The organism is Nitrosomonas communis, from assembly GCF_024102715.1.
GTDB lineage: Bacteria > Pseudomonadota > Gammaproteobacteria > Burkholderiales > Nitrosomonadaceae > Nitrosomonas > Nitrosomonas communis_B.
The window spans coordinates 1-25,652 of record NZ_JAGFJM010000144.1; the positions used below are offsets into that span (position 1 = coordinate 1).

Annotated in this window: 22 protein-coding genes and 1 tRNA gene; 2 read left to right on the forward strand and 21 right to left on the reverse strand. The window is 46.9% G+C overall.

Annotated elements, in window-relative coordinates; all coding sequences use genetic code 11:
* Positions 1-673: 673 nt before the first annotated feature.
* On the forward strand, positions 674-877 hold the full coding sequence (locus tag J5I83_RS14225; protein WP_304057348.1) for a cold-shock protein: 204 nt from the start codon (positions 674-676) through the stop codon (positions 875-877).
* Between the two features lie 104 nt (positions 878-981).
* Here the strand turns inward: J5I83_RS14225 and J5I83_RS14230 are convergent, their stop codons facing one another.
* The 19 genes from J5I83_RS14230 to mraZ all read right to left on the reverse strand — a co-directional run bounded on the left by J5I83_RS14230 (position 982) and on the right by mraZ (position 21,218).
* Positions 982-1,749, reverse strand: a complete 768-nt coding sequence (locus J5I83_RS14230; RefSeq protein ID WP_304057350.1) for a hypothetical protein — start codon at positions 1,747-1,749, stop codon at positions 982-984.
* A 219-nt stretch (positions 1,750-1,968) separates the two neighbouring features.
* Positions 1,969-2,045: transfer RNA gene (locus tag J5I83_RS14235), tRNA-Arg, on the reverse strand.
* A 465-nt stretch (positions 2,046-2,510) separates the two neighbouring features.
* Entirely contained in the window at positions 2,511-2,996 is a 486-nt protein-coding gene (locus J5I83_RS14240; RefSeq protein WP_304057352.1) for a hypothetical protein, read from the reverse strand.
* Between the two features lie 383 nt (positions 2,997-3,379).
* A complete protein-coding gene (gene ftsZ / locus J5I83_RS14245; RefSeq protein WP_304057355.1) occupies positions 3,380-4,528 on the reverse strand; it encodes a cell division protein FtsZ in 1,149 nt (382 codons plus the stop codon).
* A gap of 66 nt (positions 4,529-4,594) precedes the next feature.
* On the reverse strand, positions 4,595-5,833 hold the full coding sequence (ftsA, locus tag J5I83_RS14250; protein ID WP_304057357.1) for a cell division protein FtsA: 1,239 nt from the start codon (positions 5,831-5,833) through the stop codon (positions 4,595-4,597).
* A gap of 19 nt (positions 5,834-5,852) precedes the next feature.
* The gene (locus tag J5I83_RS14255) at positions 5,853-6,629 is read right to left on the reverse strand and encodes a cell division protein FtsQ/DivIB (protein WP_304057360.1); all 777 of its coding nucleotides are present in this window, start codon (positions 6,627-6,629) and stop codon (positions 5,853-5,855) included.
* Entirely contained in the window at positions 6,619-7,536 is a 918-nt protein-coding gene (locus J5I83_RS14260; RefSeq protein WP_304057361.1) for a D-alanine--D-alanine ligase, read from the reverse strand. The genes J5I83_RS14255 and J5I83_RS14260 overlap by 11 nt, the downstream gene beginning before the upstream one ends.
* Positions 7,533-8,501: a UDP-N-acetylmuramate dehydrogenase gene (gene murB, locus J5I83_RS14265; protein WP_304057425.1), complete on the reverse strand. Its 969-nt coding sequence runs from the start codon at positions 8,499-8,501 to the stop codon at positions 7,533-7,535. Before murB ends, J5I83_RS14260 begins: the two co-directional genes overlap by 4 nt.
* A 70-nt stretch (positions 8,502-8,571) precedes the next feature.
* On the reverse strand, positions 8,572-9,990 hold the full coding sequence (gene murC, locus J5I83_RS14270) for a UDP-N-acetylmuramate--L-alanine ligase (RefSeq protein ID WP_304057363.1): 1,419 nt from the start codon (positions 9,988-9,990) through the stop codon (positions 8,572-8,574).
* Complete coding sequence (gene murG / locus J5I83_RS14275) at positions 9,987-11,054, reverse strand: undecaprenyldiphospho-muramoylpentapeptide beta-N-acetylglucosaminyltransferase (RefSeq protein WP_304057427.1); 1,068 nt, start codon at positions 11,052-11,054, stop codon at positions 9,987-9,989. Before murG ends, murC begins: the two co-directional genes overlap by 4 nt.
* 46 nt (positions 11,055-11,100) lie before the next feature.
* On the reverse strand, positions 11,101-12,261 hold the full coding sequence (gene ftsW / locus J5I83_RS14280; RefSeq protein ID WP_304057365.1) for a putative lipid II flippase FtsW: 1,161 nt from the start codon (positions 12,259-12,261) through the stop codon (positions 11,101-11,103).
* A gap of 3 nt (positions 12,262-12,264) precedes the next feature.
* A complete protein-coding gene (murD, locus tag J5I83_RS14285; RefSeq protein WP_304057429.1) occupies positions 12,265-13,674 on the reverse strand; it encodes a UDP-N-acetylmuramoyl-L-alanine--D-glutamate ligase in 1,410 nt (469 codons plus the stop codon).
* Entirely contained in the window at positions 13,671-14,756 is a 1,086-nt protein-coding gene (gene mraY, locus J5I83_RS14290) for a phospho-N-acetylmuramoyl-pentapeptide-transferase (protein ID WP_304057366.1), read from the reverse strand. Before mraY ends, murD begins: the two co-directional genes overlap by 4 nt.
* Positions 14,757-14,839: 83 nt before the next feature.
* Positions 14,840-16,222: a UDP-N-acetylmuramoyl-tripeptide--D-alanyl-D-alanine ligase gene (murF, locus tag J5I83_RS14295; RefSeq protein ID WP_304057367.1), complete on the reverse strand. Its 1,383-nt coding sequence runs from the start codon at positions 16,220-16,222 to the stop codon at positions 14,840-14,842.
* The gene (locus J5I83_RS14300) at positions 16,219-17,781 is read right to left on the reverse strand and encodes a UDP-N-acetylmuramoyl-L-alanyl-D-glutamate--2,6-diaminopimelate ligase (protein ID WP_304057368.1); all 1,563 of its coding nucleotides are present in this window, start codon (positions 17,779-17,781) and stop codon (positions 16,219-16,221) included. The genes murF and J5I83_RS14300 overlap by 4 nt, the downstream gene beginning before the upstream one ends.
* Positions 17,778-19,505 carry a penicillin-binding protein 2 gene (locus J5I83_RS14305; RefSeq protein WP_304057369.1) on the reverse strand — a complete coding sequence of 576 codons (1,728 nt, stop codon included), beginning with the start codon at positions 19,503-19,505 and terminating at the stop codon, positions 17,778-17,780. Before J5I83_RS14305 ends, J5I83_RS14300 begins: the two co-directional genes overlap by 4 nt.
* A 2-nt stretch (positions 19,506-19,507) precedes the next feature.
* Positions 19,508-19,807, reverse strand: coding sequence for a cell division protein FtsL (gene ftsL / locus J5I83_RS14310; RefSeq protein WP_304057370.1), 300 nt, complete (start codon positions 19,805-19,807; stop codon positions 19,508-19,510).
* A 4-nt stretch (positions 19,808-19,811) separates the two neighbouring features.
* The gene (gene rsmH, locus J5I83_RS14315; protein ID WP_304057372.1) at positions 19,812-20,756 is read right to left on the reverse strand and encodes a 16S rRNA (cytosine(1402)-N(4))-methyltransferase RsmH; all 945 of its coding nucleotides are present in this window, start codon (positions 20,754-20,756) and stop codon (positions 19,812-19,814) included.
* 15 nt (positions 20,757-20,771) lie between these two features.
* On the reverse strand, positions 20,772-21,218 hold the full coding sequence (mraZ, locus tag J5I83_RS14320; RefSeq protein WP_304057374.1) for a division/cell wall cluster transcriptional repressor MraZ: 447 nt from the start codon (positions 21,216-21,218) through the stop codon (positions 20,772-20,774).
* 296 nt (positions 21,219-21,514) lie between these two features.
* On the opposite strand from mraZ, the gene J5I83_RS14325 reads away from it, so the two are divergent.
* Positions 21,515-22,159 (forward strand): DNA-3-methyladenine glycosylase, encoded by a 645-nt coding sequence (locus J5I83_RS14325; protein ID WP_304057376.1) that lies wholly within the window; start codon positions 21,515-21,517, stop codon positions 22,157-22,159.
* Positions 22,160-22,232: 73 nt separating this feature from the next.
* Here the strand turns inward: J5I83_RS14325 and J5I83_RS14330 are convergent, their stop codons facing one another.
* Positions 22,233-23,210 carry an ABC transporter permease gene (locus J5I83_RS14330; RefSeq protein WP_304057377.1) on the reverse strand — a complete coding sequence of 326 codons (978 nt, stop codon included), beginning with the start codon at positions 23,208-23,210 and terminating at the stop codon, positions 22,233-22,235.
* Between the two features lie 22 nt (positions 23,211-23,232).
* Entirely contained in the window at positions 23,233-25,404 is a 2,172-nt protein-coding gene (locus tag J5I83_RS14335) for an ABC transporter substrate-binding protein (protein ID WP_304057379.1), read from the reverse strand.
* Positions 25,405-25,652: the final 248 nt, after the last annotated feature.

A 25,652-nucleotide genomic window follows, 5' to 3' on the forward strand; every position in this document is an offset into this window, starting at 1 on the left:
CGTTACTCAGCGGATTCCATCAGGGACAGAGGCAATGCGCCTCATATAAAGTCCGGATGTATGGCTGCAATCTTTACCTTCTTAAAATCATCGACTGAAAGCTTGGCATAACGTGAGCGTCCATGTAAGATCAAATAGCGATAAAATGACATAGAACAAACGCTTGTTTTTCTGCTAGCCAAAACGTGGTAGAGGTGGAAATCGCTATTGAGACCTAACGCGAATAGAAGAAGTTTACAAGAACCGACTCAGTGAGGAAAGTTGCGGATTGCTACCTGATTCCGAATTGTACACTTGATCCCTCTGCTTTACATTCCAGACTAACCTCTTTCATGCGCTCACCCGGATGGTTTGATCCGTAAATGATTTTTTATGGTTTGTCAATAAGGGCTGACCCTTACGTGTTTGCACGTATTTTTTTTATCAGCATATATTGCTAACCTATGCAACCATCTGAGCTTAATAAAAAGAATCTTTATTTTTCTTATAACTGAAAAACGTTGGTCGCCGTAGTAAAGGTTACAGACTAACCTGATAGTCGCGATGGACGCTCAGCATGGCGGGCCTCGCCCGTTAGCGTTGCGTCATTCATCTATACTGTGAAGGCCAAAAAGATTGAATGTGCAGCCAGATACTGATCACCATATGTATAATCAATTGTAAAGGAGATAACATGGCAACAGGTACTGTTAAATGGTTCAATGACGCTAAAGGTTATGGCTTTATTACTCCAGATGGTGGCGGAGAGGATTTATTTGCACACTTTTCTGCTATTAATAGTGAAGGTTTCAGGACGTTGCGCGAAGCACAACGTGTCGATTTTGAAGTGATTATTGGACCTAAAGGCAAGCAAGCATCCAATATTAGGTCCGCCTAGTATCGAGCTAGCACTAACAAAGAACCTCGGACTATCCTCCGGGGTTCTTTTTGCACATACTTGAACTGGAAGGCGGATTTATGTCGTATTGAAACTCACATCGACTATACTTCCTTCGTCTGATGCTCAATCAAGATTTTTTCATCACGCGCAAATGTGTCGATAATTGCCAGAGTCTTTTCAGTCAGACTGATGACAGCCGTAACAAAGTTTCTTGCGAATTCGCTTGGTGAGTCAGGGTGAGTATCAATAAGGTCGGTGATCGACTTGATGGCGAACACCGGTGTGCCGGTGATGTATCCTACCCAGGCAACGGCAGTCGCCTCCATTTCCTTGACAATCGCACCGTGGGCTGCGATCGCCGCCAGCTCCTGTTCAGTAAAATCAAGGGCGTTGCCGCTGGAAATGTTACCGAGCGGAAGACCAAGTTCACGCGCCAGATGACGCACATCGAGCGACGGATAAGCACCTTTCCCGAACATATCCCAGCCGGGAAGCGGAATACGATGATCATGGAAGTAAAAAGCTGAATCGCTTAAGTAAACCTCTCCTATGGAGGCACCATGTTTAGCAAAGCTGCCGGCGGTACCGGCACTCACCAAAACATCGGGCTGAAATTCCATCACTGTCGCAAACGCAGCCACCGCTGCCGGCTCTGTACCAATGCTATCGACCTGATAGCGGGGATCTTTTCCAGGAACGGTAATAGTAATCTCAAGGAAGGTCTCTGGCCGGCCTTGATAAATACCGTGGTAGAATTTCAACGGTAAGCGTTCGTAAAATGGGCGTGGTACAAATGGCTCCAATCCTAGAGCATCGATCAAGCCCTCCGCCTCTGCTTCCATCGCCATAATCAGAGAAAGCTTCGACATTCGCAGAATTATTTTCTAAAATCAGACACAAAAAGAACAGGTAAACACAAGTAATCCGGCTCCGTAAGCATTTCAATGGGCATACACAAACTTTTTTAAGGAAAAAAGACGGTAACTGGATACTTAGTCAGATTCATCGCCATTGCTGAACGATAAAAAAACCTTCTGCCTAAAACAGGATACAGTATGAATATAGCAGGAGTATTCCAAAAAAATTATTGGCGCGCCCGGCAGGATTTGAACCCACGACCACTTGGTTCGAAGCCAAGTACTCTATCCAACTGAGCTACGGGCGCTATCTTTTCTCAAATGGCTATGCTTTGGTTTTAAGCAATTATCATTTCATTTAGAGAAATATTATAGCAAGCATTCTGCTCAGTAAAAATTAAAGTTTTTCTGAGATTGAATGGCTATCGGGCAGCAACTGGCGGCGTAAATAATTAATGACATCACATCTCATCTTTCAAAAGGTGAGAATCATCTCTGGGTTGTCCAGCAAATGAGTCATAAAGATCTGAGGCAAATCAAAAAACCTACAGCCACTGGATTCCTCAGTCAAAATAGTTATCAAAGTTCCATGATGAAACTAATATTTGACCCACGAGAGTTATCGCTCTGTCTATTAGTAGCTTATACTTTCCGCAAGAAGAAGCCCTCCCTTGATATTAGATTTTCTCAGACCCTTCCAGCCGTGCTGGAATGATTCTATGCCGCACTCACGTTACTTACCAAGATAGAAGATAATCAACAGAGACAAGGCTTTATTTTTTTTCCTCACTGAAATCATCTTCATCGACATTGATGGCCGCACCACTATCATCTTTGCTCCTTTGATCGGCTGTATTAGGGCGCTCCGAGCGGGTGCGAGCAGGCATCACGTGGAGTAGCTGGTTAAAGTCTGCACTACTACCTGTGCCTACTGCGGCGCCACTATCATTGCCAACTGCTTGTGATGCTTTGATATTAGCAGTATCTTGAGTGGGAAAAGAAGTAGCATCAAACAAGCTGGTATCATTTTGCTGCAATGCTGTAAGATTATCGCTTTGAGAAAACAGAGTGCTCAATATCACGCCGCTTAGACCCAACACGAATAAATAATTAATCCCTTTCTGCATTTGCTGCTTTGATTTACGGCTGTTGAGGTTATTAACTGATAGCATCTTCAATAGACTAACCAGCAAGACCAGCACTAACCCGGTCATTATCCAAACATTATCCAGATATTTCCAGATACCAGAAATTTCCATATATTGCTTTCCCCTTCTGTCCATAATACCCAATTTGCATGGGTGAAGCTATTGTTACACTAGCGCAGAATATCTAGCTATTTAACAACTAATTTTTTAAAAATTCTCATCCCTACTGTAGGGTAAATTACTGTACTCCTCAGAAAAATTACTCAATCCGAAGAACGACTATCTCATGCTCTATTGGATAAAACTCTGTGGGAAAAGTTTGATAAAGCCTTGTGCTTAGGAACAGATCTCAGCGATCGGTTGATAATTTTACTGCATCAGGCAAGATTGGTGGGCTATTGCAATACTGCCCCTGTTAGTTACAACAGGGGCAGCGCAACATGCATTGAGGAGTTATAAACCCGAAATCAAGTAGTCATTTTTGCAGCTAATTATTAATCCGCTTGTCTTCTCAAGAAGGCGGGAATATCCATTGGATCGACGCCTGATTGCTGCATTGCTGCTACCGTAGCATTGCTTCTTCTGCCGGTACGCATGACTGCTGGCTCCTCAAAGTGCATGGTGGAGGCTCTGTCATCTGTTCCGGTACGGGTATGAATGACAGTAAGCGGTCTGGTTTGGGTTTGAGTAACACTTCCCAGGCCAGTAGCAACGAGTGTTACACGCAAACTCTCATTCATTCCCTCATCGATGACTGTTCCGACAATTACTGTCGCATCTTCAGCAGTCAGCTCCTTAACAGTATTCATTACTTCATGCACTTCGCGCATTTTCATGCCTGAACTGGCAGTAATATTGACCAATACGCCGCGTGCACCCGATAAGGTAATTTCTTCTAATAAGGGGCTAGCGACTGCTTGCTCTGCAGCCATGCGCGCACGGTCAACACCGCTTGCGGTGGCTGAGCCCATCATGGCCATACCCATTTCCGACATGACTGTTTTGACATCGGCAAAGTCGACATTAACGAGTCCGGGGCAATTAATCACTTCAGCAATACCTGCTACCGCACCATACAGCACATCATTGGCCGCCTTGAATGCATCCAGCATACTGATATCGTTACCTAGCACCATCATCAGCTTATCATTAGGAATGACAATCAATGAATCAACATGTTGTGACAGGGCCTCCATACCAGCTTGCGCTGCTTTCAAGCGTTTCCCTTCAAATGAAAAGGGTTTGCTGACAACCGCAACCGTCAGAATACCCATTTCCTTGGCTATTTGCGCAACCACGGGCGCTGCCCCAGTTCCAGTACCGCCACCCATGCCGGCTGTAATGAACAGCATATCTGCACCCTGAATCAATTCAGCGATACGATCCCGATCTTCCAAGGCTGCTTCACGCCCGATTTCAGGATTTGCACCCGCTCCCAATCCCCTGGTAATACCTGTACCGAGTTGCAATAAAGTTGGCGCACGATTTCCCTTGAGTGCCTGCGCATCGGTATTGATGCAGATGAATTCAACACCTTTTGTTTCATTAAGAATCATATGGTCGACTGCATTACCGCCACACCCGCCGACGCCGATCACTTTAATCACTGCTTCCTGACTTTCATTATTCGTGATTTCAAACATGTTGCTTCTCCTTTTGCATGTTAAATTTGGATAATTTCTTTTTAATGCGTACTCGTAACGCGATAATTAAAAATTTTTCTGGAACCAACTTTTCATTTTTGCAAAAACCTGCTTAGCCGATCCCCCTTGTAAATGGCTGTGATGATGAAGCCTGCGCTCCTCCATGCCAGCCATAATTAAACCAATACCTGTGGAAAATCTGGGTGTACGGACGACTTCCTCCAAGCTGCCCTGGTACTGAGGCATCCCCAGACGTACGGGCATATGAAATATTTCTTCACCCAACTCTACCATTCCCTGCAAAGAGCTGCTGCCACCCGTAATGACAATTCCGGATGAAAGCAGCTGTTCAAAACCGCTACGACGTAATTCAGCTTGTATCAACAAATAAAGCTCTTCTACGCGCGGCTCGATAACTTCCGCGAGTGTCTGTCTGGAAAGCTGGCGCGCCCCTCGATTACCCACATCCGGCACCTCCACCACCTCGCGCACTTCAGCCAGCGCGCGTAAGGCACAGCCATAACGACATTTAATATCTTCGGCATCTTTGGTCGGGGTACGTAGTGCCATCGCGATATCATTCGTGATTTGATCGCCGGCAATCGGGATGACGGCCGTATGGCGGATTGCCCCATTGGTAAACACTGCAATATCAGTGGTCCCTCCCCCGATATCCACCAGGCACACTCCTAAATCTTTTTCATCCTCCGACAAGACGGCAATGGCTGAAGCTAACGGTTGCAAAATCAAATCGCGTACTTCCAGTCCGCAACGATGAACACATTTAATGATGTTTTGTGCAGCCGATACTGCGCCAGTAACAATATGCACCTTTGCTTCCAGCCGGATACCACTCATGCCAATAGGTTCTCGCACATCTTCCTGCCCATCGACAATAAACTCTTGATTAAGGATGTGCAGAATCTGCTGATCAGCCGGAATATTGACCGCCTTGGCGGTTTCCATCACTTTCTCTACATCCATCGCTGATACTTCCTTGTCCTTGATCGCAACCATCCCGTGCGAATTGAAGCCGCGGATATGGCTACCTGCAATTCCGGTGTAAACCTCACCAATCTTACAGTCTGCCATCAATTCAGCTTCTTCGAGTGCGCGCTGAATCGCGGTAACCGTTGTTTCTATATTGACCACAACACCTTTCTTCAATCCGCGTGACGGATAGCTTCCCAGACCGATAATTTCAAAACCACCCTCAGGTTTTACATCAGCAACAATGGCCACAATTTTTGAAGTACCTATATCCAAACCAACAATTAGGTCTCTACCTTCTTTGGCTTTATTCATTTAATATTCCTCCCCGATTTCAAGACTTTTTCCCGGTACCGTTCTTACGCGGAACCTGTGGCATTGCCTCGGACAGTCGCATGGCAAATCCATTCGGATAACGTAAATCCACATAATCCAAGGGGATTGACTGATTCAGGTTCACGATACTCTGCCTGTAGACTGAAACATAACGTCTCAGCCGAGTTTCAATTTTCTCCCGACCCAGTTTTAACAGTGTTCCATTTTCCAGACGAACGAGCCAAGCGTGCCGTGGCGACAACGCAATCTCAGCAACACGCTGCTTGATTGGCTCCAATACTTTGTTGAAAATCTCATATTGCTCAATAATAACGGGCACGCTTTCTTCAGTAGGACCTATAAAAACAGGTAGTATTTCGTCAATCGGAGCACGAAATATTTCGCCCTGCTTATTAACTAACGCAATATCACCCCAATAGGCCAATATAGTATGCTCCTCCAACATCACTTTCAGACCTGACGGCCAACTACGCTGAATCTTTGCTGCCCGCACCCATGGCATATCTATAAACGCCTCGCGTAACACATCTAAATTAACTGTAAAAAAATTTCCTCTGACTTCATTACGAACAATACTCTCAATCTGCTGCCGGGTGACATGCTGCAGTTTGGCATGCTCCAAGTGATTGGTGCTCATTCCTTCCACACTAATTTCCCTTAGCGCGAAGAGGGGCAATTTTATCACCCCTGAACCAATGACATAAATTGCAGCCAATATCACGCCGGTAAGCATCAAGTTGGCAAATACATTCAGCAACCGGTGATTATTCCACATAGGACAATGCCAAAATTTTCACCACTAGATCTTCAAACGAAATACCTGCAGCTCTTGCAGCCATCGGCACGAGACTATGATCAGTCATACCCGGAGAAGTATTCACTTCAAGAAAGAAAGGCTGGTCATTTTTATCCAGAATCAGATCCACCCTGCTCCATCCTGCACACCCCAAAATTCTGTGGGCCCGCAAAGCCTGCGCCTGTATCTGTTGACTCAATTCATCCGGCAAGCCACTCGGGCAAAAATAACGGGTATCATTCGCCAGATACTTGGCATGGTAATCATATAACTCCCCTGTTACTTCTATTCGTACTAATGGCAGCGGCATCTCACCCAAAATAGCGGCTGTCAACTCCCTTCCCTCGACGAACTGTTCTGCCAATACCAGCGAGTCATGCTGTGCCGCTAATTGGTAAGCATCTGAAAAATCTTTCTTTGTCTCAATCTTGCTTAGGCCTATAGTTGAGCCTTCGCGCGCTGGTTTGATGATCATAGGCAGATCAAGATAAGCTGCAACTTCATTGAAATCACTCTTGGCATCGATGATAACGTAACGAGGCGTGCTAATTCCCACGGCCTGCCAGATCAATTTAGTCCGCCATTTATCCATTGCCAGCGCACTTGCCAGAATACCGCTACCGGTATAAGGCAGTCCCATCAGCTCCAGCGCTCCCTGTACCGAACCATCCTCTCCGTAACGGCCATGCAATGCGATGAATGCCCGTTCGAACTCTTGCTGCAGCAACGCCTCCAGAGGAAGATGAGCGGGATCGAAAGGATGAGCATTTATTCCTTTTCTCAGCAGTGCATTAAGCACTGCATCACCGCTTTTAAGCGAAATTTCACGCTCGGCTGAACGCCCGCCCAAGAGTACTGCGACTTTTCCAAAATCAGGCATGCTCATTCTCTATTTCTCCTGGCATCGCCAATAATCCGGACTTCCCGAATCAATTCGATCCCTATTCTCTCCTTCACAGCGTTGCTCATCATGGCAATAACTGCCTCGATGTCCGCAGCGGTAGCATCACCATTATTAATGACGAAATTGGCATGCTTGGTAGAAACCATTGCCCCGCCTACACAATATCCTTTAAGACCAGATGCCTCAATCAGGCGTGCCGCATAATCTCCAGTAGGGTTCCGAAACACCGAACCCGCATTGGGAAAATTCAATGGCTGGCTATGTATCCGGGCCGTTAGCAATGCTTTGATTTTTTGCCGGGAGATATCCTGATCGCCCTGTGCTAATCGAAACCAACCACCGGCAAACCATTCTTCCTTGCCAACACTTTCCGGCTCCTGCTTTAAAGAAATATGTCGATAATCGATAATATAGTCTTCTGGATTGCGTTCATGCAGCTCACCTGCGCGATCAATCGTTCTGACCTTGTCGACAATCTGCCAGGTTTCTGCTCCGTAACATCCCGCATTCATTGCTAAGGCTCCACCCACTGTGCCTGGAATACCCGCTAGAAATTCGGCGCCAGCCAAGTGATGTAAGGCGGCAAAGCGTGCCAGCTTGGCACAAGGCACACCTGCGCCGGCATAAATCAATCCACCAGCTTGATCTTGCTCAATCAAAAGTAAATCATTGAGCCGTGCATGCAATGCCACCACAACACCGCGCAGACCCCCGTCACGCACCAGTAAATTACTCCCCAGCCCAATCATCCAAACCTGCTCAGTTCTGGGTAATTGGCTTAGAAATAGCGCAAGATCGTGCAGATCAGCCGGCAAGTAAAAATATTCTGCCGTCCCACCGGCGCGCCAAGAAACGTGTTTTCTCATCGATTCGCGCACACGTAACTCGCCGCGTAATAAACTGGTATCGATCACCCCAACAAAATCTCCTCCCGCTGAAGCATTCATCCCGATCGCAACCCACTGTGCTGCCAATTGGCTAAATTTTGTATGGCTCAATAGCTGTATGTTCATTGCTTCATCCACCGATTACGGCCAATTTTTTTGTAGCCTGCAATACGCGGGCAGCTACTTTTCCTACCGAGCCTGCTCCCATGATCAAAATGACATCACCATCTTGCGCAACCCCATGGATAGCTGCCGGCAGTTCATCTACATGCTCGATATAAATCGGCTCCAATTTTCCCTGCACTCTGATGGCACGAGCGAGCGATTTACTATCTGCCGCCACGATCGGATCTTCTCCAGCCGCATAGACCTCGGTCAGCAGTAACAAATCAGCACTGGATAATACCCTGATAAAATCTTCGAACGCATCACGCGTGCGGCTATAGCGATGAGGTTGAAAGGCCAATACCAACCGGCGACCGGGAAATGCCCCGCGCGCTGCCGCCATGGTTGCAGCAATTTCTGCCGGATGATGACCATAGTCATCAATCAAGGTAAAACTGCTTTGTCTGGATAATTTGATCTCGCCATAGCGTTGGAAACGTCGTTCCACTCCTCCAAACGTTGCCAGGGTGCGAATGATAGCAGCATCCGGCACACCAAGTTCATTGCCAACTGCTATGGCTGCAAGAGCGTTCTGTACATTATGAACACCCGGCAGATTGAGCATGACATCAAACTGACGTGCCGCACCGTTTACACCGATACGTGCACGAAAATGCATTCTGCCGCCATCATGACGAATATTGGTCGCACTGATTTGCGCGTTCTCTGACAGACCATAGGTTGTCACCGGTTTGGTAGTAATAGACATGACGTCACGTACATGTTTGTCATCCAGGCACAATACCGCCATGCCATAGAAAGGTAAGTGCTCGATAAATTCGACAAAAGTCTGCTTGAGTTTACCGAAGTCATGGCCATAGGTCGCCATATGATCCGCGTCGATATTAGTCACTACTGCCAGAATAGGCTTTAAATAAAGAAAGGAAGCATCAGATTCATCTGCTTCTACCACGATATATTCCCCGCTGCCGAGTTTGGCATGGCTACCTGCCGCTTCAAGTTTGCCACCGATCACGAAAGTCGGATCAAGTCCTGCTTCTGCCAGAACACTTGCAATCAGACTGGTTGTTGTCGTTTTACCATGCGTACCGGCAACGGCTATACCTTGCCGTAAACGTAACAACTCTGCCAGCATCATGGCGCGAGGCACTACTGGGATACGACGCTCGCGCGCTGCTGCAACCTCATGATTATCCGGTCCAATGGCGGTTGAAGCTACAACAACATCAGCAGATGCCACATTCTCCTTGGCGTGACCAATATGTATGATTGCCCCCAGTTTCTGCAAACGCTCAGTGGTCAGATTACTAGCCAGATCCGAACCACTTACCCGATACCCCTGATTAATCATGACTTCAGCGATCCCGCCCATGCCTGAGCCACCGATACCTACAAAATGCACATGCCTAACCTTGTGCTTCATCTCTCACCCTCTCCTATTGCCAGACAGGCTTCAGCGGCCATTCTGGTTGCATCCGGTTTCGCCAGACTGCGAGCAAGCGTTGCTATTGTCAGTAATTTTTCACGCGTCAGTCCTCTGATCAGTCCTGCCAGATCTTCAGCATTCAATTTATCTTGAGGTAATAACAGCGCGGCATGGTGTTTGCTTAGAGATTGAGCATTGGCAGTTTGATGATCATCTACTGCAAAAGGATAAGGCACAAGAATACTAGCGACGCCTGCTACCGCCAGTTCAGCTATAGTCAGCGCGCCAGCACGGCAGATAACCAGATCACAATCGGCATAGCTCGCAGCCATCTCCTCGATAAAAGGTACCAGCTCGCCTTCTACACCAGATTCAGCGTAATTCCGCCGCAGTTGATCCAAATGCTTTTTTCCCGCCTGATGCGTAACCTGGGGACGCTCGTTTTCTGGAATCAGCTTCAAAGCCTTTGGCACAACCGTATTCAATATGTGCGCCCCCAAACTGCCACCGATCACTAATAGCTTAAGTTTGCCACTACGGCCAGCAAAACGTTGCTCAGGTGACGGCAATCGTAAAATGTCACACCGCACTGGATTCCCCGTCACCTGCACCTTGCCGCTTTTGTCTTTTATGGCATCGGGGAAACCCAGTAAAATTTTGTCAGCAATTCTTGCGAGAATTCTGTTGGTAAGACCTGCAATCGCATTCTGTTCATGGATTACGAACGGCTTGTTGAACAATGCAGCCATGATACCGCCAGGAAACGCAGGATAACCACCCATTCCTACGACTACATCCGGTTGAGTGCGGATGATTATCCTGGCGCTTTGCCAGAAAGCCAACAACAATCGCGATGGCAATAAGAGCCAGTCAATCGCCTTTTTCCCGCGCAAGCCGGAAAACTCAATGAGCTCGGTACGATAGCCATGCTGTGGCACCAATGCTGCCTCCATCCCATGATGCGTGCCAAGCCACACGACATTCCAATCTAGCGACTTCATATAATCAGCCACTGCTAATCCTGGAAAAATATGTCCGCCCGTTCCGCCCGCCATAATCATGATTGTCCTCGCCACCTTCAGCTCTCTAGCTTAATTGCCACAGTCATCACACATTTAATCCTTTAATTTTTTGCCGATTCTCCCAATCCACCCGCAATAACACAGCCAGCGCAATACAGGTAACGACAATACTGCTGCCACCAAAACTCATGAGCGGTAATGTCAATCCCTTGGTCGGCAACACTCCCATATTTACTCCCATATTGATAAAAGCCTGGAACCCTAGCCAAACACCAATGCCTTGCGCCACAAGCGCCGAGAAATAGTTTTCCAACGTGGCAGCGGTGCGGCCGATGACAAAAGCGCGCACGAGTATACAGGCAAACATCGCTATGACCGTCGCTACTCCCATAAACCCCAGTTCTTCAGCAAGCACGGCAAACATAAAATCAGTATGTGCTTCCGGCAAATAGAACAATTTTTCGACACTCCCCCCCAGACCCACCCCCAGCCACTCACCTCGCCCGAACGCAATCAAGGCATGACTTAACTGATAACCCTTGCCATAAGGATCAGCCCACGGATCCAGGAAGCCATCAATACGACTACTCCGATAACCCACCGTTATAATTAACAAGCTCAAACACGTCACAAGCAAGGCTGCCACTCCGGCAAACAACTTCAAACTCATGCCGCCCATGAACATAATCGCAATTGCAATGCCCGTCACAACGACGAATGCACCGTAATCGGGTTCTCGCAGTAACAAAAATCCTACTACCGATACCAAAGCTAAGATAGGTAAAACACCTTTACGCCAGTTATCCAGGTAAGCCAATTTACGAACCACATAATCCGAAACATAAATCACCATCAACAACTTCATCAGTTCAGATGGTTGAAAATTGACTATTGCCAATGAAATCCAGCGCTGGCTGCCATTGATTTCACGGCCAATTCCTGGAATCAATACCAGACCTAACAATATGATTCCAACTAAAAACAGATGAGGACAATATTCCCGCCATGCACGCATTGGAAACTGGAAAGTAAAAAAGCCGATCAATAGGCCTACAAGCAAATAAATGCCATGACGCATCAAATAGTAATATGAGCCACTTTCGCCATATTCTGATTCGGCGATTGCTATTGATGCAGAATAAACCATGACCAATCCCAGACTTAACAATACCAGTGCCGACCAGATCAAATAGAAGTCGAAATCGGTAGTTATTTTTTGGCGATTAATAGCGGCTTGGTCAATCATGAATCAATGGCTCTCCTGATCAGCATAAATAAACTTCTTCCCTATCTCTTTGACAGCAGTAATAAAAACCTCTGCGCGATGAATGTAATTTCTAAACATATCCAGGCTGGCACAGGCTGGAGACAGCAATACTGCATCACCGGGTTGTGCCAATAAAAAGCTTATCCGTACGGCCTCGTCCATTGTCGCAGCATAATGGATTGGAACCTGGCAATCGCCGATCGCCTCTGCAATCGCATTGGCATCACGGCCAAGCAGTATCACCGCCTGCGCACAATCAGCCACAGGTTGTTTTAAAGGGGAAAAGTCTTGTCCTTTGCCATCTCCGCCTGCAATCAGCACAGCGTTTCTCTCCATCCCGTTCAATGCCGCAATCGCAGACCCTACATTGGTGCTTTTAGAGTCGTCATAAAAAGTCACATTATTAATAACAGCAATTTTCTGCATGCGGTGCGGCAGTCCCTTGAACTGACGTAATGCAGTTAACAAGGGTTCATATGGCAATACCACCGCCCGGCATAACGCCATCGCCGCCAGCGCATTGGCAACATTATGCATCCCTGGAATCATCATCTCGCTAGCTTTCAGTAAGTACTTCCCGCCCTGAACCAACCACAGATCCGCGCCGCTTTGCAATATGCCAAAATCCATCTCAGAGACCGGCTCATCCAGACCAAAAGTCATCTGTTCTCTGTCTGGTAACGCCATGGCACATACCATTGCATCATCCCGATTCAGAATCTGCACACTCTTGTTGTCACCAATGAACACTCTGGCTTTGGCCGCAGCATAGTCATGCATGCCGGCATAGCGATCGAAGTGGTCTTCGCTTAAATTGAGCACTGCTGCTGCATCAGCAGCAAGATTACAGGTTGTTTCCAATTGAAAACTGGAAAGCTCCAGCACCCAATACTGCGGCAGCTTGCCCAAATCCATGCGACGCATCAGGGTGTCCAATACTGCCGGGCCAATATTACCCGCCACCTCAACATCGCAGCCTGCATTTCTAACCATCTCACCCACCATCGTCGTGACAGTAGTTTTTCCATTCGAACCGGTAATTGCCAAAATCTTGGACCTCGGTTGCTCAAGGTGATCGAGTGCTTGTGCAAAAAGCTCAATATCGCCTACCACTGGAATTTCCCGTTTCATGGCTGCTTGCACCAGCGGTTCAGCTAAGGGAATACCCGGACTAATCGCAATGAGCTCAACATCATCAAAGATTTCTGCGCTAAAAGGCCCTCGGTATATTCTTGTAGCCGGAATCAGCTGTTCCAGCGCTTCACGGTGAGGAGGCGCCGTCCGGTTATCGGCGGCACGCACCTCTGCTCCCTGGCGAGTCAACCATTTCACCATAGATAGCCCTGTTTCGCCCATGCCAAGCACCAGCACTTTTTTATTACGCAAACTCATCGCAGCTTCAAAGTTGATAATCCCACTAACACTAAAATGATCGTCAGAATCCAGAACCTGACGACCACCTGATTCTCTTGCCATCCTTTCAGCTCAAAATGATGATGAAGCGGCGCCATACGGAAGATACGCTTACCGAATAGCTTAAATGAAGCTACCTGCAGCATCACTGACAAAGCCTCCATCACAAATACCCCTCCCATAATGACCAGCACGATCTCCTGGCGAACAATCACCGTGACCACGCCTAATGCTGCTCCAAGTGCAAGTGCACCGACATCACCCATAAATACTTCTGCGGGATAAGTGTTAAACCACAGAAATGCCAGGCCAGCACCCGCAAGCGCACCACAAAAAACAGCCAGCTCACCTGCATTGGGGATATAAGGGATACCCAGATATTTCGCAAAGACAACATGACCGGCTACATAGGCAAAAATCGCCAGTGCACCACTAATCATCACCGTTGGCATAATGGCAAGACCATCTAGTCCATCAGTTAAATTCACGGCATTGCTCGTTCCCACGATGACGAGATAGGTCAGCAGCAGAAAGCCAGATACGCTCAATGGAATCGCTACTTCCTTAAAAAACGGCACAATCATATTGGTTTGCTCCGGGAGCTCGGCAATCGAAACGAGATACCATGCCACACAGCAGGCAATGACTGATTGCCAAAAAAGCTTGGCCGATGCAGACAGGCCCTTGGAATTACGATGCACTACTTTGCGATAATCATCTATCCAGCCAATAACGCCAAATCCCAGGGTAGTCAATAAAACGGTCCAAATATAATGATTAGCGAGGTCTGCCCATAACAGTGTGGTAACTATGATGGAGACGAGTATCAGCGCCCCGCCCATCGTTGGCGTCCCTGCCTTAACCAGATGTGTTTGCGGGCCATCATTGCGTACGGATTGACCAATTTTGTATGCCGTTAACTTACGTATCATCGCCGGGCCGACGATAAATGAAATCACCAAAGCAGTAAGTGCAGCCAGCATCGTGCGTAACGTAATGTAGCTAAAAACGTTAAATGCACGTATATCCTGTGCAATCCATTGAGTGATTACTAATAACATTTTTATCCTTAGAACAATACAGGTTGCTGATATAACATTAACTACCTACTGCTATTCATTTCCCGCCAGCAATCCATAGCGCTTCAAACCTCTAGCTGTTTGATCACCCGTTCCATCTGCATGAAACGCGAACCTTTTACCAGCATGGTGACATTGGCATCCAATAACTTCTCTGCTTCTACCAGTAAGGCATCCATACTTGTAAAGTGGCGGGCGCCACTGCCAAAACCTGCTGCGGTATGCTTGCTGAGATTACCCAACGTGAGCAGTTGTTCTACTCCGGCATGACTGGCCTCCACGCCAATCTGGTAATGAAAATCTGCCGCACCCGGCCCCAATTCCCCCATATCGCCAAGCACCAGCACTTTTTTTCCAGGTGCATGTGCCAACACTGCCAGTGCCGCCCGCATTGAATCAGGGTTGGCATTATAAGTATCATCAATTAAACTCGCTTGGTGCAAACCAGCTTTTTTTTGCATGCGTCCCGGTACGCCAGCGAATGCTTGCAATCCCGCTGCGATTGTCCGTTTATCTATACCGGCTGCAACTGCCGCTGCTGCAGCCGCCAGGGCATTGCGGATATTATGCTGGCCGGGTATTTGTAATCGCATCTCTTCGCTCCCTGCGGGAAGTTTTAGTGTCCATTCATCTGCAGAAGCATCAGTTCGGCAATATGCTGTTACTTGGGCTGAGCCACTCAATCCGAACTCGATAATACGTCTGTTTCCAGCAAGTTCTCGCCATAATGCAGCATATTCATCATCTGCATTGATAATGGCCACACCGGTGTTACTTAAGCTCTCAAAGATTTCACCTTTGGCGCGCGCGACCGCCTCCACTGAGCCTAGTCCTTCAATATGGGCTGCGCCAGCATTAGTAATGACCGCAATAGTTGGTTTAGCGAGTCGGGTCAAATAAGCGATCTCACTCGTGTGATTCATCCCCATTTCGATCACGGCATAAGCATGCTGCTCACGCAGTCTTAACAGCATTTGCGGCACGCCGATATCATTGTTAAGATTGCCCGCAGTTGCCAGCACACTGTCTGCAGCAGAATTGCTTTGTTCCGTATTCGCCTTAACAGCCTCACGAAAAATGGCGGCAATCATTTCCTTGACGGTCGTTTTACCATTGCTTCCAGTGACTGCAACAAGGGGTAGTGAGAAACGCGTGCGCCAGTAAGCAGATAATTGACCCAGGCCTAACCGCGTATCACAGACTTGAATGCAGCCTAGCCCCGCTAGAGAGCTTCCAATACCTGCTTGTTTCTCAACCAAGGCAGCAACTGCTCCCTTAGCTCTCGCGCTGGCAATAAACTGATGACCATCGTAATGAGCGCCGGATAATGCTACAAACAGATCACCTGGCTGAATCGTTCGGCTATCGGTACTTACACCCGTGAATAAGGCATTCTCACCCCACCACTCTGCGTGCAACGCATGAGCCGCTTCTTGTACAGTCATCATCGCTGCGCCCGCAATTTCAGGTTAGCCAGGTCATGGAGCACTTGTTGCGCAATTTCACGGTCATCAAACGGAACTTTGTGCCCGCTGATTTCCTGATACGCTTCAGATCCTTTACCGGCAATCAATACCACATCACCTTTACGCGCATTGTGTATCGCCTGATAAATCGCAGATGCACGATCTTCTTCAATTGAATAATTACGGCGGGATATACCTGTGACTATCTCATCAATAATAGCGCGCGGTCCTTCACTCCGCGGATTATCACTGGTAATAATGACTTCATCGGCAAGTCTGGTGGTGATTTCACCAGCTAAGCAGCGTTTTCCCCGATCCCGATCGCCACCGCAGCCAAATACACAAATCAATCTTGGATTTCTTAGACTTAATTTATTTCTTACCTGGCTGCTACAAATTGTTTCTCGTAACCCTGTCAATACCTTCTCCAGCGCATCCGGGGTATGGGCATAATCAACGATTACAGCGGGTTGATCTCCTCCGCCAAACTTCTCCATTCTGCCCGCAATCGGTTTAACCTGCGACAATGCCGCAACCGCCTCGTGAAAATCGACTTCATTTGCAAGTAATGTAGCAAGCACAGCAAGCAAATTGGAGGCATTAAATTTGCTCATGACGCTAACTTTCAACTCCCCTCGCCGCCCCTCAAACTCAACATCGAACTCCAGACCGTCGATATTTGCTTTTAGGTTTCTTCCCCGCAACATTCTCAAGGCTTGTGGCCATCTCCCCATATTTTCCGGCTGGTTAAATCCATAACCGATAACTTGCATATTTTTGTGCACAAGCTGACGAGACAATTCTATTCCGAGCACATCATCCAGATTTAGTACGGCGCACTTAAGCGTAGGCCAGAAAAATAATTTTGCTTTGGCAGCAGCATAAGCATCCATGCTTCCATGATAATCAAGATGGTCGCGTGACAAATTAGTCAGCACTGCCACAGCAAATTCAGCGCCGTTAACCCTTCCCTGCACCAGACCATGAGAGGAAACTTCCATCACCACACTCTCTGCACCGTCTTGTAACATCTTTGCAAATTCTGCTTGAAGCGATACCGCATCTGGCGTGGTATTTCTCGACTGTTTCAGCGTTTCTAGAAATCCATTTCCAAGCGTGCCGATCACCGCTGTTTTTTTCCCCAAAACGGCCATAGTCTGGGCATACCAGTGACTACATGAAGTTTTACCATTAGTGCCAGTAATGCCTACCAGTGATATTTCACGCGAAGGATAGCCATAAACATGACTGGCAATGACGCCAGCTTTAGTTTTTAATCCTGCCACTGCACAATTGGGTATTTTCCATAAGGGATCCCAGGAGAATTGATGCTTCTCCCAGATCACAGCGTTAACCCCTACTGCAATAGCCTGAGGAATATCCTTGCGGGCATCATATTTTTCGCCAGCAAGAGCAAGAAATGTATCACCCGCTCTCAATTTGCGACTATCTGCAACTAAGTGCCTGGCTGGCACCCCCAGTTGATCGAGAAGCCGTGTTACAAAACCTTCATCCGATTTCCGCATTAATGCTGGCGTCATCCTTTGCTCCCCAGCATAACTGGTGCAGGAGAAGTCACAATATTGTTAAGTGCGTCATGGGGAACATTTAACTGCCGCAAGGCGCCCGACATCACTTGGCTAAATAGAGGAGCCGCCACGGCACCACCAAAATATTGCCCCGCCGAAGGCTCATCAACCATTACTGCCACTACTAGGCGCGGATTGGAAACCGGTGCGTAACCAACAAACGTGGAGATATAGCGATTTTTTGCGTAGCCTTTCATGCCTTCCAATAACTTATGTGCCGTTCCCGTTTTGCCAGCAACCCGATATCCGTTCACTCTGGCCTGCAAACCGGTACCGCCCGGCTGCACTACTGATTCCAGCATTCTGCTCATGGCCAGTGCTGTTTCACGTGAGATCACTTGCTGACCGGCAGGCGGAACATCCCGTTTCAGTAGCGATACAGACTTGAGCCGTCCTTCAGCAGCAAAAATAGTATAGGCGCGTGCCAATTGCATCAAATTGACTGATATTCCATGGCCATAAGACATAGTGGCTTGCTCGATTGGCCGCCATTTATGATAAGGACGCAAGCGGCCATTGACTTCTCCTGGAAAATCAGATCCTGTCGGCATACCAAAGCCAGAGCGGCTCAGCATTTCCCACAATGTTTTTGGAGGCAATAACAATGCAATTTTTGCTGCACCCACATTACTCGACTCCTGGATAACTTGTGATACGGAAAGGGTTCCCTTATTGCGAACATCGCGTATCGTAGCATTTCCTATCTTGAGTGCACCCGGCGATGTTTGAAACAACGTATCAGGATTTATCTTGCCAATTTCCATTGCAACAGCAACAGCAAACGGTTTCAGGGTCGAACCTGGTTCAAAGACATCAACCAATGCCCGGTTACGTGTTTTTCCAGCCCGTATACTTGACCGCTGGTTAGGATTGTATGTTGGATAATTGGCCAATCCCAGCACCTCCCCCGTCTGCACATCCAGCACAATGACGCTGCCTGCCTTGGCCTGATTCGCTTTTACTGCTCGTTTTAATTCCCGATGGGCAAGATATTGTATTTTACTATCAATCGATAACGCCAAATTTTGGCCTGGCCTGGGTGAGCGAATTTTCTCGACACTCTCGATGACGCGTCCGATACGATCTTTGATCACACGACGGCTACCGTGCTCGCCGGTAAGAACATCTTCCCATCCCAGCTCCATGCCCTCCTGCCCCTTGCCGTCTATGTTAGTAAACCCAAGAATATGGGCGGCCACCTCACCTGTTGGGTAATAGCGATAAAATTCCCGCTTAAGATACACACCGGCTATGTTCAAGTTGGCTACGCCAGCAGCCATTTCCGGAGGTAGTTGTCTCCTTAAATGGACGAATCTCTTCTCCTGATCAGAAAGTCGCTTACGAATATCGGCCACATCCATTTCGAGCAAATGCGCTAACGCCTGCAATTGCTCCGGCGTAGCATTCACTTTCTGCGGATCAGCCCAAACAGATTTCACTGGCGCACTGATTGCCAGTACTTCGCCATGTCGGTCTGTTATTTTCCCACGCTGCGCATTCAACTCAACGATGCGGCTATAGCGCGATTGCCCTTGTTGTTGTAAAAAATCTTTATTCAGTCCCTGCAAATAAATAGCACGTCCCGCCAAAGCAACCAAACCCAGCAGTAATAGCATTATCAGCAGACGTGAACGCCATATAGGTAAAGCTGAAGACGATGCAGAGTCGCGTTTCATGATCAGCGAAACTCCTTAGAATACGCCAGATCTGTGACATGATCAGGCAAAATGACCTGAATGCTTTGGGGTGTTGGCACAATCATGTCAAGCTGCCCTCTGGCAATTTTCTCCACATGCCCATGCATCGCCCACGTTCTCTGCTCAAGCAGTAACTGATTCCACTCTATGGCCAACTGATCGGCCAATTCCAGCTCTTTTTCCAATGAGATAAAAAGTTTACGCGCCTCGTGCTGCGAAGTCACGATGCCTAAGCCACAAACAACAAGAATCATAGTCAGAAAAATATTCAGTTTAATCATACAATTACTCATTAATCATGATTCTTTCTGCCACACGCATGACCGCGCTTCTAGCTCTTGGATTAACCGCTATTTCCCGTGCACCCGGACGCAGCGCCCTACCAATTATTCGCAACCGCTGATGACTCAATTCTTTTACCTCTTTATCACGCAGAGGAATTTTGCGCGGCAGCGTGTCCGAACTCGCCTCCGTACGCATAAAACGTTTTACTATACGATCCTCAAGCGAATGAAAACTGATGACAACTAATCGCCCTCTTGGATTCAATAGATCCACACATTGCGGCAAAGTTAGCGACAATTCTTCAAGTTCCTGATTGAGATGAATCCGTATCGCCTGAAAAGTACGCGTTGCTGGATGCTGCTTAGCCTCCCACTGATGTCCACCCTTGCGCACCACCGCCGCCACGATCTCAGCAAGCTGAATCGTGGTAGTAATAGGCTGCCGCGCCCTTGCCATCACAATTACTCTTGCAATCTGCTTAGCATGCCGCTCTTCACCATAGTTTCTAATTACCTCTTCCAATTGTGATTCCGGAACAGAATTAAGCCATTCTGCTGCTGTCTCGCCACAACTGGTATTCATACGCATATCAAGCGGCCCTGCCAAGCGAAAGCTGAATCCACGCGCACCTTCATCCAATTGAGACGACGACACTCCGAGATCCAGCAGTACGCCATCTACTCCTTCCACCTTTAGCGCGCGCAATTCCTCCCGTATCTTGACATAACTACTATGCCTTATACTGAACCGCTCATCATCAATCTGAGCTGCCGCTTCGATTGCGGCCAAATCCTTATCGAATGCAATTAGGCGGCCCTTATTACCCAATCGGGATAAAATTAAACGGCTATGCCCACCCCGCCCGAATGTGCCATCCACATAAACGCCATCTGCTTTGATTACTAGCGCGTCAATGGCTTCATTCAGTAAAACTGGCAAATGCACAGCAATACCACAACATTACAATGAGAATCCTTCAAGCTCAGGTGGCATATTGCCATTTTTATATACCAGCGCTGCTTCAATCTCCTGATTCCATTTCTCGGCATCCCACAACTCAAATTTTTCACCCTGACCTACCAACACAATATCCTTGGTCAAACCGGCAAACTGGCGCAATGGCATCACTACCAGTATTCGTCCAGCACTGTCCATTTCAACATCACATGCATTACCCACGATAAGACGTTGCAAACTACGACTCTGCGGATCGAAACTGGAAAGACTATTCAGTTTTTTTTCTATGGGCTCCCAGGCAGGCTGGGGATAAATCAGTAAACATCTTGAAGGATCAGCAGTAATCACCAAATTCCCGGCGCATCTGGATGACAATTCATCACGGTATTTTGCAGGCACCGCGAATCTACTCTTGCTATCCAAGCACAGCTGTGTAATGCCACGAAACATGCCATCCCTTTATCTCTACCGAAAATTTACACTTTACTTTACTCCCACCATTTCCCACTTTGCTACTTTTATCCCCACTTTTTGCCACTCTAATCAAAAAAATGAGCTCAGTCAAGTAAAAACCATGTACTTTCACTGTAGCGACAAAGACTTAAGAGAAAGCAGGCAAGGCATTGGAAACAAATAAGAATGAAACATAAATTATCGATGAATACCACTTGCTCATCCTGTAAAATGAGCTTCCAAACAAGCAAATAACAAATTGTTTTAGCTACAAAACACAAATCAGATTAAAAATGACATTACTCAGGAAAGAACAGCATGTCGCACCCGTATTCTGGGAACAAGCGGCGAATGATTTAGCAAAACGAGACCCTATCATGCAGCAGCTGATTAGCCAGTTTTATGAATCAGCTCCTCGTTCACGAGGAAACGCTTTTACCACGTTAGCTCGTGCTATTGTCGGCCAGCAGATTTCTGTCAAAGCAGCAGCAAGCGTATGGCAAAAGCTAGAGATTGCCGTGCCAGAGATTACACCTCAGAATCTGCATCGCGTTGATACAGACACCTTACGAGCTTGCGGCCTGTCCGCCAGAAAAATAAGCTATCTACAAGATTTATCTCAACGATTCATCAATGAGGGGTACAACGAAATTGCCTGGCAGGAAATGAATGATGAGACACTGATTGCTCACCTGATCCAGATAAAGGGTATTGGCCGATGGACCGCAGAAATGTTTCTGATTTTTTACATGCAGCGACCAGACGTATTACCGTTAGATGACATTGGATTACAACGGGCTGTCAGTATTCACTACAATGCCAAGCAACCAATAGAGAGGAGCAAAATACAGCTCATTGCCGCAAACTGGCGACCCTGGCGGTCGGTAGCGACCTGGTATTTATGGCGCAGTCTTGATCCCATACCCATCGATTATTAGGCAGATAGCGCATTCCATGAGGCATTAAACCCAGAAATCACTTCCAGGTCTAATGCAATGTTCATGACATATATCACTCCAGTCTGATCCTTGGATCTACCAGGCTATAGGAGATATCGGTCAAGATCAGACCTATGATGTAAAGCAAGGAACCCAGAAAAACCATGGCGCGCACCACGGCAAAATCCTGCGAATTGATCGCCTCAATGGTGTAACTGCCCAACCCAGGGATACCAAAAAATGATTCCGCGATCAGACTGCCAAGAAATAATAACGGAATCACTACCACCGTTCCCGTAAGAATCGGAATCATGGCATTCTTGAGGACGTGCCTGAATAATACGATGCTTTCCGGCAAGCCTTTTGCGCGTGCAGTACGGACATACTCCATATTCATTTCTTCCAGAAAAATTGTGCGATACCACCGCACATTCGCACCCGTACTGCTTATCACACCTATGATAACAGGCAACAGCAAGAATCTAACTGCATCCAGACCACTACCATAACCAGAAATAGGTACCAAATGCCATAGCTTACCCACCAGAAATTGGCCGCCGATAATATAAAACAGACTTGAAATCGACATGAGCGCTACACATAAGACAACACCCCAGAAATCTATATAGGTCATGCGAAAGAAAACCATCACCAGCGCAAAAGTAATGTAAACAAACAATCCCAAAAAAAATACTGGCAGCGCAATGGCTAAACTAGGCAGCATGCGTGATTTGATTTCGTACGCAATATCACGACCATCGTCAGCATGACCAAAATCAAATACGAACATCGCTATCGATTTCTCAAAGAAAATGGTATTCGTCAATTTTGCCACACCCTCAGCCTGCTTGTTATACAGCAAAGGTTTGTCATAGCCATGCTCTTGTTTCCACTTGATGATTGCTTCATCAGTCACATGTTTGATGCCTAAATGCATTCGCGCCATATCCTCAGGGGTATTCACTACAAAAAACAAAGTAAACGTGATGAGATTAACGCCTACTAAAATTGGAATGGCGTAGAGAACACGTCGAATAATGTAATTAAGCATGCCGTCTTAAAAAAACCCTCATTTATGCAGCTGATCTGCCGAGCATGACCTTCCGTTCTCTGCGGTGGTAGGCAATGATTCCAGGCACAAGACTTAAGAAAAGAACAGTTACTCCCGCACCTATTGGCCATATAACCGGCTCATTCCATTCGCGCCGCTTTTGCTCACGTAAAACAGGATCGATACGCAGATATTTCACAGTGTTATAAGATAATTTATTGGATTTCACATTTTTGTACCAGGCATGATACAAGGTGTAGTCTTTCGGATGATACCCCCACAACCAAGGCGCATCCTGACGCAGGATTTCCACCATACGGTCGATAATTTGCTGCCGCTCTGCACTATTTTCCATTTTTTCCATCTGCTCGAACAGCTGGTTATATTCGGCATTATTATAATTAGCCGCATTGTTCCCGCTATTATTGCCAACTTTACGCTGAGGGCCATACAGTAGAAACAGAAAATTCTCAGGATCAGGATAATCCGCATTCCAGCCCCATTCAAAAATCTGAGCATTACCCTTGCGTATTTTGTCCTGAAAGCGATTGTAATCTGTGCTCCGGACAACCAGTTGAATATTAATTTTCTTGAACTGTTTGCGCATCCAGTCAAGCAATGATTTGTCATCCGCACCCCGTGCAGTCACATCGAAATATAATACCAGCGGTGTACCGGTTCTAGCGTCTCTGCCATTAGGATAGCCAGCCTCAGCCAATAATGCTTTAGCCTCTCTGAGGGATCTGCGCTGCGCCTTGCCGTCTTGCCATGTATAAACAATCGGATTGATCCCCTCCTCACCTTCCCGGTAGCCCGTAATTTCTGGCGGAATAGGTCCCTGTGCAGGAATACCTCGACCATTGGCAAATATTGAGACATATTCTTCATAATCCACTGCGATTGAAATAGCTTGCCGTAATTTACGAGCAGAGTTCTTTTCTTGCTCGGTGCGCCCTCCTACCACCGGATCAAGCATATTGAAGCCGATATAATAAGTAGAAGGCGCAACAGCCGTCTCCAGTCGTATTCCTTGCGCCGTCATCGCTTCTGTTACCGTTGCTTCGCCTTGTCCGGATAATTGTACAGCCTGATCAAAACTGTCAGAACTGATTCCCGAAGCATCATAATAACCTTGCAGAAATTTGTTCCAACGTGGAATACTCTCCTTCTCACGACTGAATATAATCTTGTCTATGAAGGGAAGAGGTTTATCAGCATCCTCCAACAATCCCTTCTCCTCATCATCAGGCATTCCCTCAGCAGGATAAAATTCTCCCTGAAAATTTGGATTTCTTTCCAGAACCATGACTCGATTAGGATCATTCTCAGTAAGCATGTAAGGCCCCGTACCCACGGGATACCAATCCAAGGTAATATTTTTTTTCGCAAGCCCCGGCTGGGCGTAGAAGCGATCGGCTTCCCATGGAACGGGTGAAAAAAACGGCATTGCCAGCCAATAGATGAATTGTGGATACTTGCCTTTTATTTTGATGCGATAAGTATAAGCATCTACCAATTCCACTCCTTCCAATGGAAAATTGCGCAAATCAAGGTAAGCATCTTTAGGCGCGACGGCAGTCGCCTTTCTTAATGTTTCCGCATACTCCCTGAGTCCCACGATGTAATCTGCCATTAACCCTAATATGGGTGAGTGCAGTTTTGGGTGTGCCAACCGTTTGATTTGATGAATGTAATCTTCCGCTAGCAATTCCCGTGTACCGGTCTGGGAAAAATCAGCAAGCTTGAATATATCCCGCAAATTCCCTGGCGTCAGATCTTGATAAAGAAATTTCCCCTGGTCATCCTGAGCGAAGGCTGGATGAGGTTGATAATAAATACCCTGCTTGATGGAAATCTCATAAACGGAATACGCAATGCTAGCAACTTCACTTTCCATGGGCAAAAGATTATTATTCTCGTCAAAATATTGCACGATGGGCATTTTGTTCACTGTCTGCGGGATAAGCATAAAGGGACGTTTCAAATAGTGATACTGCAAAGGAGGCTGGTATATCTGAGCAGTAAACAAAATTTCATTAGAGCTATAAGATTGAACGGGGTCAAGATGCTTGGGACGCTCGGCAAACGCATTGTAAAGAATATTTTTTCCAGAATCATCGCTTGGGTAGGGATTATTCCATATTGTGCCACTGCAGGCTGACAGCAATAAAATCAAAACAACAAGTAGATTCATCTTAGGAAATATTTGAAAAAAGAGAGACATCCGGCATAAAAAAAGTATCGAGGTCATATCACAGCGATTGAAAATAAACTAATCAACATGATATAGGTGATGTGCGCCAGCATCCATATTTCCTGGAAGGAACAGTTGATCGCTTAATTGAAAAAACCAAGACATGACATAAAGACGCATCCTCGATATTTTCCCATTCACCTATAATAATAGGACTAAGCCGCTACGGGATGCGCTGCATATTGAGT